The sequence below is a fragment of the Bacillus sp. DTU_2020_1000418_1_SI_GHA_SEK_038 genome, assembly GCF_032341175.1.
In the GTDB taxonomy this organism is placed as follows: Bacteria; Bacillota; Bacilli; order Bacillales; family Cytobacillaceae; genus Cytobacillus.
Genome location: NZ_CP135435.1, coordinates 3,242,411 through 3,255,331, shown reverse-complemented (window position 1 = coordinate 3,255,331; position 12,921 = coordinate 3,242,411). Strand labels below are relative to the sequence as shown.

The window sequence follows — 12,921 nt, the reverse complement described above, 5'->3', positions numbered from 1 at the left end:
TTTGCAAAATATTAACATTTTTATCTTTTATTTTATTTAGCTTCAAGTATAATTATAAGTAGGTCTTATGTCATATTACATAATTAATAGAGAGGGAGATTTGTATGTTTAAGATGATTGGAAAAAGATTGAAGGATCAGCGTGGGTTGACGTTGGTTGAGTTATTGGCAGTTGTAGTTATTTTGGGGATTATTGCGGCGATTGCGGTTCCTAGTATTGGGAATATTATGGCAAAATCAAAGTATGATGCAGCAAAAGCAGATGCTGTTCAATTACTTTCTGCAGGAAAGTTATTTATAGCGGCTAATGGTACTCCTAGTGTTAGCACAGGGTATTCAAATGGTGATACTGATACTGACAAAAAATTCAAAGAATATATAGAAATAACTGATGCAAATCTATCAGCTTGGACAGTGACTATAACACCTGATGGGAAAATTACTATTGATGCAACATCAAAACATCAAGCGAAGGGTGAGGTATCAGGGACTAAATTTGTGGGTGATCTTAATAAGGTTAATTCACAACAATTCGATAAACATTCAAATAGTTAAAGAAATTAATAAAAATAAAGGAGTGTTAGCCAATGCACTTTCTTTTAATCTATATTTTAATAATCGGTGTAATATTTGGCTCCTTCTACAACGTCATCGGCCTCCGCGTCCCAAAAAACCAATCCATTGTGGCACCGCGGTCAGCCTGTCCAAAATGCAAACATCAGCTCAAGCCTTATGAACTGATCCCAGTTCTGTCATACCTTATCCAAGGAGGGAAATGCCGCCAATGCAAGACGCGCATTTCTCCTCTTTACCCATTTGTGGAGCTGCTGACAGGACTGCTATTTGTAGCGGCACCATTAATCCTTGGCTGGTCAAGCGAGCTGTTTGTCGCCTGGACATTAATTTCATTATTTATGATTATTTTCGTTTCAGATATCACGTATATGATTATCCCTGATAAAGTACTGCTTTTTTTCACAGGGCTTTTTTTGTTGGAACGGATTTTTATCCCACTTCATCCTTGGTGGGATTCCGTATTGGGAGCGGCTGTCGGATTTTTTCTTCTGCTTTTGATTGCCATTATTAGCAAAGGTGGAATGGGCGGCGGGGATATTAAGCTCTTTGCTTTGTTAGGACTAGTGGTTGGTTTGAAAATCGTTCTGCTATCTTTCTTTCTAGCAACCTTGTACGGGGCGGTTTTTGGTATAATTGGGTTATTGATCGGAAAACTGAAAAGGAAAAATCCAATTTCATTTGGTCCATTTATCGCTGCAGGAACATTGACCGCTTATTTTTATGGTGATTTTATTATCCAAAGTTACTTTAAGTTATTGGCATCTTGAATTTAGTTAGGGGTTTATTCGATGGCACTTTCCCTTTTTTCGCGAAAAAACCGTATCATTAATATCGTTATTAATGACTATTCGATTCGGTTTGTCGAATTGAAGCAATCGAATCCGCTTAGCGTCCACAGATGGGGAGAGCGGTTTATTCCGTTTGGGATTGTTCGAGACGGGAAAATTATTGATCATGACACTTTAGAAACAATACTTGAAGAGTGTATAACTGATTGGAAAATTCAAAAGCGTTCCGTTCGTTTCATCGTTCCGGATTCATTCGTGATTATCCGTAAGGCTAACATACCTGTGGATGTTAAGGATGATGAAATCAATGGATATTTATATTTGGAACTTGGCACTAGTATACATCTCCCGTTTGATGAACCTGTTTTTGATACGTATATCGTAAATAAAAATAAGGATAACAAGGAAGTATTAATATTTGCTGCGCAGGAAGAAAACATATTAGATTATTCCTCTTTATTTACGAATATAAAATTGGCCCCAGTGGCAGCGGATATCTCTCCACTGTCCCTATACCGGCTTTATGATCGTTTAGGAATGCCTGCGAAGGATGAACGGCTATTAATGATCCATTTTGACTTAAATATGGTCAATCTATGTATCTTTGAAAACCAGCTTCCTCTTTTTATGCATCACTTAATGATTGATTTTGATGAAGATCAATGGACGTATAGAACGAGTAAGATAGGAATGCAGGAGATAGAATTTAATGGAGAATTAGAAGAATTGTCTTTTCAATTGGAAGACATCTATAAAGAGATTAGTAAGTTTATGGACTTCTATCGTTATTCGATTAATCAAGGAAAACAGCATGTGTCTAAAATATTGTTAAATGGCGACCATCCATACCTTGATCTAATCGAAAAAGAAATACAAACGAGGTTTGAAATTCCACATCAAATCATTCATTTAGCAACAGAAGATAATTTGCCTCGATCACATTATCTAACTCTGGGGCTTGCATTGAAAGAGGTGTAAGCATGCTCGTTGAGATTAACTTACTTCCAAAAAAGGAACCGAGAAATACATCTCTTTTATTGTTAATGGGGATACTCGCTTTTATCGTGTTAATCGGCATCGGGGTGACTATTTGGCTTGGACAAGGCTATAAGGGGAAAATAGAAACGATAACACAGCAGCAGAATGTGATACAGGAATTAATTGCTGCGGAACAAGCGAAAATGATGGATGCAGAATCCTTAAATTCTGTTGAAGAACTAAATAAGGCTGTTAATTGGGCTCAGGATTACCCGATTAAAACAGTCCCTATATTAAGAAAATTAACTGCTTTATTGCCTGAAAGGGGATTTATCCAAACCCTTTCTTATGAAGAAACAGGTAGTATTGTTGTACTCGTGCAATTTGATACAAGCCGGGAAGCCTCCTATTATTTAAAAAACTTGCTTGATTCATACTGGGTGGAAGAGGCTATGATTCTTAAACTGGCAACAATCGATTTGACAGAGAAAAACAGCAATCAAGCCGAAGAAAAAAAGCTGGATTTAGACGAGCAGCAAATTCTTCCGCGTTATTTTGCTGAATATGAAGTAATGTTAAATCGGTCTGTCCTAAAAAAAGAGGCTTTCAATGAAGGAGGGGAAGAATCATGACCCTTCTATCATCGAAAAAAGGAAAGCTCATCGGGATAACAGGAATCATCCTATTAATATTACTATTTACCGGGCTCTACTTTTTATATATCCAGCCATTAAAGACCACATTAGCTAATAAGCAAAGGGAATTGCAAACAGAAGAACAATTGCTTTCAGTTATAGAAAATCAAATTAAAGAAACTGGAACTGATACGTTCGAAAGCACAGAAGCCCTCCAAAAGGAAATCCCTGTGCAGCCGTTAGTAGAACAGCTGCTACTTGATATTGAAAAGGCAGAAACTGTGTCAGGGAGTCTTGTTTCAAATATGGATTTTTCTGATAGCGAATTGGAAGAAGAATCAGCTGAAGAAACACAGGAAACAGACGATGAAGAAACAGCAGAAAAGGCCGATGAAAAACCAAGCATTCCAATGCCTGCAGGAATGAAAAAAACAACAGTCGTTCTAACCGTTAAGTCCGCCGATTATTTTAGTTTGGAAAAATTCATACAATCACTTGAATCAGAAACTAGAACTATTATTGTTGAAAATCTGCAAATTTATGGACAGGACGAAATCATTTCTGCAGATCAAGAGAAATTGGCTATTGAGACAGAAATCACCATATCAGCCTTCTACATGCCAACATTAACTGATTTAATTGATCAGCTGCCAAAAATGGAAGTTCCAAATACAAGTAATAAAAAGAACCCGTTTAGTATGTCAGGAAATATCAAAACAGGTCAAGTTATTGAAATTCCACTTAAATAATAACTATAAAAAATTTGACGAAAATCCCCCGTAACAAGACGACAAAAGTCTTGTTATTTTTTTTTTTCGATATGTTAGGATGAAACTTAATCAGCAATCGACATGGAAGGGGGACGAATGGTGGAAGGCCCGGAAAAAGGTAGAACGATTACGATAAAAATAAATGGCAAGCAACGGTCTTATGAAGAAAACCTTGTGGAAGAAAAACATATAGAGGATATTAAAATTGAGAGTTTACGAGAGGAAAACAGAACAGAAAAATGGGACGATTTATCATTTAAGGAATCGGCAGCAGCTAAGGAAACGACTGAAGATGATAGCTTTGATTGGATCCTTCCAGAGGACGCGATTGAACCTGATTTAAGAGAGTATAATATAGCGACAAAAACGAAAACTGTTAATAAAAAGGGAATTAGAACATTTGGCCAAAGCTTTAAAAAGAATGGGCATAAGGGATTTCTAACGTCCATATTCATTACAGTGTTTTTCGCTATTTTACTAGGGACAGGTTTTGGATTTATTATGCTAAAGCTAGTCATAACTGAAAATTCAGCCGAAATTGAACAGCCTGTAACTGCCGAGCCAGCCGTAGAGGAAGATATTAAACAACCTGCAGATACAGAAACAGGTGTTTTACAGCCTCTATCAACCTTTGTTATTCAAGGCGGTGTATTTTCTAATATTGAAGCGGCAAGGCAAATTGAAGAGGATCATATACAAAAAGGAATTCCTTCAAAGGTAATTGAAATAAATGGACAAGCCGTACTTTATTTAAGTGTTTCCTCAAGTATTGAAGACGCGAAGGAAATAGGAAATCAATTTAAAGATAAAGGTTATGAAGCTTTTGCAAAGCCTGTCACATTAGAGGAGAAATCACTAGAGGGGCTTCTTCCAGAGGAGAAAAAAGTAATCGATGCTGCGCCTGCCATTTATCAAGCTATAGCTGAGGGGGCATCGGAAGCGGCGAGGACCCATACATTATCAGATGCTATTATCGATAAAATAGCAGCCCAAATGGAAAGCATAAAGTCGATTAAAGAAGATCAACTAAAAAACAAGGGGATTCTTTCATTAAATAATGAGCTAACTCATGCCCATCAACAATTATTGGCATATAAAGAGTCAAAAGATATTACAGCTTTAACAAAGGTTCAACAGCATTTGCTCGAATTCCTTTCAGTTTATCAATCGATGTAAAAGTACATATTTACATGTACATAACTTAAGTAGATATTTGGGTGTTTCGGATAAAAGATTCAATACTGTTAAGTGCCTATTAAAAACCTTAGCCAATATTAAAAGCAAACTACTATTTTTCGACATTAACCACCCTTTATCGAATATTTTCTGGGAAATAACACAAATTATTGGAGTCTGTTGGCTATATATTCGACAGACTCTTTTTTTATTTTGGTTAGGTAACGAGGTAAAGCACCTAGTCTCATTAAAGAATAGAAAGTTTTAATATTTGCCGCTATAAAATTGTTTGTCCTGCCGAATTTTGGTACGATATAGGTGTATCTCCCGAATATGATACAAATTTAAGGTAAGGTGATTATATGAAAAACCTCATACTAGCCTCTTCTTCTCCACGACGAAAAGAACTTCTTGAAAATCTTCATTTAACCTTTGAAGTATCCAGCAGTGATGTCGATGAAAGCTTTGACCCGGCATTAACACCGGGTGAAATTGTCATGGAGCTCAGCAGTAGAAAAGCAAAGGCAGTAAGCTTACAAAACCCAGAGTCATTTGTCATTGGTGCAGATACGGTAGTTGTTCTGGAAGACATAGTGCTAGGTAAACCAAAGGATAGATCTGAAGCATTTTCGATGCTAAAAAGTTTATCGGGTAATATCCATTCTGTCTTTACAGGGGTATCCATAATTGCACCGGAAAAAGAGAAAATTTTCTATGTAAAAACAGATGTGGTGTTTTGGGAGCTTTCAGATGAAGAAATAAATGCTTACATTGACACCGGTGAACCGTTTGATAAGGCAGGAGCCTACGGGATTCAAGGCTTCGGCAGCGTCCTAGTTAAGGAAATTAATGGCGATTACTTCTCTGTTGTTGGCCTACCTCTATCAAAGACAGTTCGAGAATTAAGGAGCGCTGGATTTTTCCCTCCAGCTTCTTAATTTCAAATTCATCTTAATCTCCCTTACACCCAAGTGAAAGGGAGGAAATGGAACTATGGAAACACAAAGCTTATTGATTAAGGATTTTCCGCAGGATGAACGACCTAGGGAACGTTTTATCCAAAATGGACCTCAAAGTTTATCTACCCATGAACTTGTTGCCATCCTTCTTCGTACTGGTACAAAAGATGAATCGGTGCTCCAATTATCCAACCGTCTGCTAACCCATTTCGAAGGCTTAAGACTTTTAAAGGATGCATCTTTAGATGAAATCACTTCTATAAAGGGCATTGGTACAGCAAAAGCCATTCAACTCTTGGCAGCCGTTGAAATTGGCAGGAGAATATCCAATTTATCTTATGACGACCGTTATACAATCCGCTCTCCAGAGGACGGGGCAAAATATGTCATGAACGACATGCGTTTCCTTTCTCAGGAGCATTTCGTTTGCCTCTATCTAAACACCAAAAATCAAGTCCTTCACAAGCAAACTGTTTTTATCGGCAGCCTAAATGCCTCGATTGTGCACCCAAGGGAGGTGTTCAAGGAAGCTTTCCGGCGTTCGGCTGCTTCAATCATTTGTGCCCATAATCATCCTAGCGGAGATCCTGCTCCAAGCAGAGAGGACATCGAGGTGACGAAAAGACTTTCTGAATGCGGAAAGATAATTGGTATTGAAGTGCTCGATCATCTCATTATTGGTGAAAATAAATTTGTGAGTCTGAAGGAAAAAGGGTATTTATAACACTATGTTTTTATTTGACGATAAGCTATAATATTGTTTATGCTTTTTTACGTGAATGAATATAATCACCTATTCGAAAAGTAACTTTTTTGAAAATAAATGTAACAGTCAGCCATCTGCTGGCTCTGTCAATTTTCGCATTTCGTATCAGAAAGGGAGATACAAACGATGTTTGGTACAAAGGATCTAGGAATTGATTTAGGAACAGCTAATACACTTGTTTATGTAAAAGGGAAAGGGATTGTTGTCAGAGAGCCTTCAGTTGTGGCATTGCAAACGGACACAAAAAATATTGTGGCTGTCGGAAATGATGCAAAAAACATGATCGGCCGGACACCAGGGAATATCGTGGCACTTCGTCCTATGAAGGATGGGGTAATTGCTGATTATGAAACAACAGCCGTCATGATGAAATACTATATTAAGCAAGCAAATAAAAGCAAAGGCCTTTTCTCAGGAAAGCCTTATGTGATGGTTTGTGTACCGTCAGGAATTACCGCAGTTGAGCAGCGTGCCGTTATAGATGCTACACGTCAAGCAGGAGCAAGAGATGCTTACCCAATAGAGGAGCCATTTGCAGCTGCAATCGGGGCAAATCTTCCTGTATGGGAGCCAACAGGCAGCATGGTTGTTGATATTGGCGGGGGAACAACTGAGGTAGCAATCATTTCTTTAGGCGGCATTGTAACTAGCCAGTCTGTTCGTGTTGCTGGAAATAATATGGATGAAGCAATTATTAATTACATTCGTAAACATTATAATCTTTTAATCGGTGATCGTACGTCTGAAACGATTAAAGTCGAAATTGGTTCAGCAGGTGACCCGGACGGAATTGAAAATTTCGAAATTCGCGGTCGTGATCTTTTAACAGGACTTCCTAAGACGATTGAAATTACGGCAGAGGAAATTTCTAAAGCTCTGCATGACACAGTTTATGCTATTGTTGATGCTGTTAAGGTAACGCTGGAGAAAACACCTCCAGAGCTTGCAGCTGATATTATGGATCGCGGGATTGTTTTAACTGGCGGAGGTGCCTTGCTTCGAAACTTGGACAAGGTAATTAGTGAAGAAACCAAAATGCCGGTATTAATTGCAGAAAATCCGCTTGATTGTGTAGCGATTGGTACGGGAAAAGCACTGGATCACATTGATTTATTTAAAAATAAATCAAGGGATTCCCGATAATAACATGATAGAAGCCCACTCACCTAAAATAGTGACTGGGCTCCAATCGTGTGATTTTTAAAGGATTTAGACTTACGTGTAAATATTAAGCTCCTAGTTATTTTTATACAAATAGTAAATTGAGGTGTTAAGAATGCCACAATTCTTTCTGAATAAACGCCTGATTATTTTGCTTGTTAGCATCATTATTCTCGTGGCATTGATTGGGTTTTCATTAAAAGAACGTGAAAAATTAAGCTGGCCAGAGCAATTTGTCAAGGATACAACTGGATGGATTCAAACAGCCATTTCACGTCCAACTCATTATGTTGCTGGTTTCTTTGAAAATTTGCAAGACTTGCAAAATACATATACGGAAAATAAAGAGTTAAAAAAGCGGCTGGATGAACTCGCACGCCTTGAAGCGGATGTACAAATGCTAAAAAAGGACAATGCCGAGCTTCGTGAAATTCTCGATAAAAAGGAATCATTAAGTGAATTTGATCCGATACAAGCTACTGTTATTGGAAGAAACCCGGATAGATGGACTGATCTTCTAATTATCAATAAAGGATCTAAGGATGGCATTAAACAAAATATGGCTGTCATTACCGCAAATGGTTTAATCGGGAAGGTAAAAAGTAGTCAGCCTTTAACCTCTACAGTACAGCTATTAAGTGCGATGGATCCGACTAATCGTATTTCGGCTGAAATTCAGGCAGATGGAAACAGCTATTATGGCCTGATTGAGGGATATGACAAAGATAAAGGTCTTCTATTACTGAAAAGAATTCCATTCGATGCAAAGGTAGAAAAGGGGCAAAATGTCATCAGTTCCGGCAAGGGCGGGGTGTTCCCAAAGAATCTCCCAATCGGAAAGGTAGTTGAAGTTGCTCCTGCTGAATATGGCCTGACTTTAACAGCCTATGTGGAGCCAGGGGCAAATTTATATGATATTGAGCATGTGATGGTTGTAAATAGGAAGTCTTTACAGCCTGACTTGGAAGATATGATAGATGATAAGGAGGAGGAACTGTGAGAAAATTTCTTCTTCCTCTTTTATTCATTTTGTTTTTCATTGCAGAAAGCATTTTTGTTGAGTTAATGCCTGAAAAAACTTTTGGGGAATCCTATATTATTGCTCCTAGGTTTTTAATGGTTGCCTTAATTTTTCTAACGGTTTATGGACCAAAAAAGTATGGAATCATTTATAGCTTCTTTGTTGGACTCCTTTTTGATATTGTATATACCGAAATCATCGGGATTTATTTATTTATGTTTCCATTAGTTTCCTATATTATTTTAAAGCTGATGAAAATATTTCAAACGAATATTGTCATTGTTTCGTGTGTTGCAATGATTGGGGTTCTGCTTTTGGAATTAGGCGTTTATGAAATGTATTTCCTTATTCATCGGACAAACATGCCATTTTCTACTTTTCTGTCACTTCGTTTTCTTCCAACAGCAATTTTTAATTTAATTTTCATTATTATTGCAGCTTATCCGCTTAAAAAGCATTATGATAAGTTAGTAGCCAGTTTGGACATATAGATTTGTTTTTTGTAAAAATAAAATTCCACACTTTTTATCAATGAATTCTTATCAGAAAAAGGATTTTCTAGTATTTCTGTCGAATTCTTTTTATTTAAAGGAAAAATCTTTTAAACCCTAATGATAAGAGGATACCTCTTTTGATGATGGCTAAAGGAGTATCCTTATATTAGGCGTGCCTTGCGTTAGTAAATGAAGTAGAATATACAGGTGCTAAAAATGTAAGGAGAATGTTAGGAAACTGACTAATTTGTCAATATTTCTCCTGCATAATGGCAGCTAAAGGCGCTTGCGCTTTTCTAGAGGTGAACATCTTGACATGAAGAAATTCCAAAATGTAACGATTAAAGGGACAAAGGATGGATTAACACTCCATCTCGATGATTCCTGTTCTTATGAAGATTTAAAAAAAGAGTTGGATATTAAGCTTTCGGAAAGCTCGAGATCACGTGAAGATCACCTAATCACAGTAAAGGTTCAGGTTGGCAACAGATATTTAACGAACGAGCAGGAAGAAGAGGTTAAAGAGCTTATTCGGCAAAAGAAAAACCTTGTCGTTGATTCAATCATTTCCAATGTAATAACGAAAGAAGAAGCAGCAAAATTAAAAGAAGCAACCGAAATAATACCAATTGCTAGAATTATTAGGTCTGGACAAGTATTGCATGTACCAGGCGATCTACTTCTCGTAGGAGATGTGAATCCTGGAGGGACCGTTATTGCAGGCGGAAATATTTTTATAATGGGGACCTTAAAGGGGATAGCACATGCGGGCTTTTATGGTAATAAAGAAGCAATCGTTGCAGCATCTAGCATGAAGCCTTCACAATTGCGTATTGCCTCTTGTATTACAAGAGCTCCTGATCAAAATCAAGACCAGGAAAAAAGAGAAATGGAATGTGCTTACATAAATGAACTAGATCAAATAACAGTAGATAGATTGCAAGTGTTGATGCATCTAAGACCAAATATTACGAGATTGGAAGGGGGACAATAGGATGGGAGTAGCAATTGTCATTACATCAGGTAAAGGTGGAGTTGGAAAAACGACAACTTCAGCTAATATTGGAACAGCTTTAGCTCTGCAAGGAAAAAGGGTTTGTCTCGTCGATACAGACATTGGCCTCCGTAATTTAGATGTGGTGATGGGACTTGAAAATCGTATTATCTATGATTTAGTTGATGTATTAGAGGGTCGATGCAAAATTCATCAGGCACTTGTGAAAGATAAACGGTTTGAAGATATGCTTTATTTATTGCCTGCCGCACAAACAAGTGACAAAACTGCGGTAAATCCAGAACAAATGAAGATCCTCATCAATGAATTAAAACAAGACTACGATTATATTATTATTGATTGCCCTGCAGGTATTGAGCATGGATATCGAAATGCTGTTGCAGGAGCTGACAAAGCAATTGTTGTGACAACACCTGAAGTCTCAGCTGTTCGTGACGCAGACCGCATCATTGGCCTGCTAGAGAAAGAGGAAAATGTTGAAGCGCCAAAGCTAGTCATTAATAGGATCCGCAGTCAAATGATGAAAAACGGGGATATGCTCGATGTGGATGAAATCGCCGCTCATCTGTCTATTGAATTAATAGGTATTGTGGCAGATGATGATGAAGTTATTAAAGCTTCTAATCATGGAGAACCGATTGCGTTAAATCCAAACAGCAAAGCATCAATAGCTTATAGAAACATAGCCCGCCGAATTTTAGGAGAATCGATTCCTCTTCAGCCCCTAGAGGAAGATCACGTAGGTGTTTTTTCGAAAATTAAAAAGTTTTTTGGTGTAAAGTAAAAGCCTTGGATTATTCCTTGGCTTTTTTATATTGATTTAACAAGTCATTTGACAGCACTCCCACTTAAAGTTCCTTGATATGAACGAAACTTTCAAGTCATACTCCCTATGGACAACTCATAGACTTGTACAAAGAAATCGTAAGGGAATGGTGGGGGCGTATGAGATCACGAGCTGACGAAATTCGAAGACGGATGGAACGAAGAAAAAAAGAACGAGAGCGCATGGCGAAACCGATAAAAAAACAAAATCTTTGGACGGAAGATGAAGAAAGATATGGCTTTGATAGGATTTCTTCCTATGACGGCAGAGGAGAAGAAGGCTCTCATCCTTTATTCCGAAAAGAAAATTTCTTATTTAAAATACTTGCCTCTGCATGCCTATTCTTAATAGTTGCCATTATGTTCAAAAACAGCGCTGGAACCTTTGAAACTGCGAGGAACTTTGTCACGAAAACGATGGAGACTGACTTTCAATTTGTTGCTGTCGCGAATTGGTATGAAGAGAAATTCGGAAAACCGCTTGCCCTTTTACCAATTAAGGATGAGAAGGAAGGGAAAAAGGAATTAACTCCTAAAACAGAGTATGCTTTACCGGCTGCAGCTAGAATTCTTGAGGATTTTCAGGAAAATGGGCAAAGAATTACGATTGAAACGAGCAAGGATGCCGCTGTAGTCGCTATGAGTGAAGGTTTGGTTAAATTTGCTGGGAAAAAGGACGGCTTTGGAAAAACCGTGATTATTAGCCACGCTGATAATAGTGAATCATGGTATGGAAATTTAGAAGAAATTAACGTGAATCTTATGGAATATGCTGAAAAAGGCACCCAATTGGGTAAGTCAACTGCGATGGAGGATGGAGAGAAGGGTTCCTTTTATTTTGCCATAAAAAAGGGTGATGATTTTATTGACCCAATACAGGTGATCCCATTTGAATAAATTTGCAGGATTGATAAAATATATTCATATTCACCCGCTTCTATGGGTCGTTATTGGATTAGCTGTTATGACCGCACACTTTATAGAAGTGTCTCTATTTTTGCTTATAATTTTTATTCATGAAATGGGGCATGCGGCAGCGGCGTCTTTTTTTTCGTGGAGGATTAAACGGATTGCCCTGCTGCCATTTGGCGGGGTTGCAGAAATGGAGGAGCATGGAAATCGACCATTAAAGGAAGAACTGGTCGTTATTCTATCAGGTCCTCTCCAGCATCTTTGGATGATGGGCGCTGCCTACCTTCTTTATCAGCTTTCGTTTCTTTCAGAAGGCATGTACGAGCTGTTCATTCAGTATAATCTAATGATCCTCTTATTTAATCTGCTGCCCATTTGGCCGCTTGATGGAGGAAAACTTGTTTTTCTCCTCTTATCCATCTATCAATCATTTCCAAATGCGCATCGAAGAGTTTTGCTAATTTCTGCTGCTTGTACAGTGCTATTTTCTGTTTTTATCTTAACTTTTTCACCAATCAATTTAAATATTTGGGTAGTTATCGCCTTTTTGCTATTTTCCCTGTATCATGAATGGAAGCAAAGCCGGTACGTCTTCATGCGGTTTCTGCTTGAGAGGTATTATGGGAAGAATAGTGACTTTCGTCAGTTAAAGCCGATTGTAGTGGAAGAGGATGAAATGGTCATGCATGTGCTCGAGAAATTTCAGCGAGGATTTAAGCATCCAATTATTATCGAAAAAAACGGGAAAGAAAAGGGTTCAATGGACGAAAACGAGCTTTTACATGCTTATTTTACGGAAAAAATGGTTACATCCCGAATTGGGGATTTGCTCTATATGTATTAGGT

At 37.8% G+C, this 12,921-nt stretch carries 15 protein-coding genes; all 15 read left to right on the top strand.

The features are described 5' to 3' along the window. Positions 1–104 precede the first annotated feature (104 nt). The 15 genes from RRV45_RS16345 (at position 105) to RRV45_RS16275 (ending at position 12,919) form a co-directional block, all read left to right on the top strand. Positions 105–554 (top strand): type IV pilin protein, encoded by a 450-nt coding sequence (locus RRV45_RS16345; RefSeq protein ID WP_315665743.1) that lies wholly within the window; start codon positions 105–107, stop codon positions 552–554. Between the two features lie 32 nt (positions 555–586). After that, a complete protein-coding gene (locus RRV45_RS16340) occupies positions 587–1,342 on the top strand; it encodes a prepilin peptidase (RefSeq protein ID WP_315665742.1) in 756 nt (251 codons plus the stop codon). 21 nt (positions 1,343–1,363) lie between these two features. After that, a complete protein-coding gene (gene pilM / locus RRV45_RS16335; RefSeq protein WP_315665741.1) occupies positions 1,364–2,341 on the top strand; it encodes a type IV pilus biogenesis protein PilM in 978 nt (325 codons plus the stop codon). A 2-nt stretch (positions 2,342–2,343) separates the two neighbouring features. Continuing rightward, entirely contained in the window at positions 2,344–2,973 is a 630-nt protein-coding gene (locus tag RRV45_RS16330) for a fimbrial protein (RefSeq protein ID WP_315665740.1), read from the top strand. Beyond that, complete coding sequence (locus tag RRV45_RS16325) at positions 2,970–3,725, top strand: pilus assembly protein PilO (protein WP_315665739.1); 756 nt, start codon at positions 2,970–2,972, stop codon at positions 3,723–3,725. The genes RRV45_RS16330 and RRV45_RS16325 overlap by 4 nt, the downstream gene beginning before the upstream one ends. Before the next feature lie 117 nt (positions 3,726–3,842). Then, positions 3,843–4,922: an SPOR domain-containing protein gene (locus RRV45_RS16320; RefSeq protein WP_315665738.1), complete on the top strand. Its 1,080-nt coding sequence runs from the start codon at positions 3,843–3,845 to the stop codon at positions 4,920–4,922. Between the two features lie 362 nt (positions 4,923–5,284). Then, positions 5,285–5,860, top strand: coding sequence for a Maf family protein (locus tag RRV45_RS16315; protein ID WP_315665737.1), 576 nt, complete (start codon positions 5,285–5,287; stop codon positions 5,858–5,860). A 55-nt stretch (positions 5,861–5,915) separates the two neighbouring features. Continuing rightward, entirely contained in the window at positions 5,916–6,605 is a 690-nt protein-coding gene (gene radC, locus RRV45_RS16310) for a RadC family protein (RefSeq protein ID WP_315665736.1), read from the top strand. A gap of 168 nt (positions 6,606–6,773) precedes the next feature. Next, positions 6,774–7,790, top strand: a complete 1,017-nt coding sequence (locus tag RRV45_RS16305; RefSeq protein WP_315665735.1) for a rod shape-determining protein — start codon at positions 6,774–6,776, stop codon at positions 7,788–7,790. Between the two features lie 133 nt (positions 7,791–7,923). Further along, complete coding sequence (mreC, locus tag RRV45_RS16300; RefSeq protein ID WP_315665734.1) at positions 7,924–8,808, top strand: rod shape-determining protein MreC; 885 nt, start codon at positions 7,924–7,926, stop codon at positions 8,806–8,808. Then, positions 8,805–9,320 carry a rod shape-determining protein MreD gene (gene mreD, locus RRV45_RS16295; protein WP_315665733.1) on the top strand — a complete coding sequence of 172 codons (516 nt, stop codon included), beginning with the start codon at positions 8,805–8,807 and terminating at the stop codon, positions 9,318–9,320. Before mreC ends, mreD begins: the two co-directional genes overlap by 4 nt. Before the next feature lie 319 nt (positions 9,321–9,639). Beyond that, positions 9,640–10,317: a septum site-determining protein MinC gene (gene minC / locus RRV45_RS16290; RefSeq protein ID WP_315665732.1), complete on the top strand. Its 678-nt coding sequence runs from the start codon at positions 9,640–9,642 to the stop codon at positions 10,315–10,317. Position 10,318: 1 nt separating this feature from the next. After that, the gene (gene minD / locus RRV45_RS16285) at positions 10,319–11,122 is read left to right on the top strand and encodes a septum site-determining protein MinD (protein ID WP_315665731.1); all 804 of its coding nucleotides are present in this window, start codon (positions 10,319–10,321) and stop codon (positions 11,120–11,122) included. Between the two features lie 161 nt (positions 11,123–11,283). Continuing rightward, the gene (locus RRV45_RS16280; protein WP_315665730.1) at positions 11,284–12,060 is read left to right on the top strand and encodes a M23 family metallopeptidase; all 777 of its coding nucleotides are present in this window, start codon (positions 11,284–11,286) and stop codon (positions 12,058–12,060) included. Next, positions 12,053–12,919: a M50 family metallopeptidase gene (locus tag RRV45_RS16275; protein WP_315665729.1), complete on the top strand. Its 867-nt coding sequence runs from the start codon at positions 12,053–12,055 to the stop codon at positions 12,917–12,919. Before RRV45_RS16280 ends, RRV45_RS16275 begins: the two co-directional genes overlap by 8 nt. The last annotated feature ends 2 nt before the right edge of the window (positions 12,920–12,921 follow it).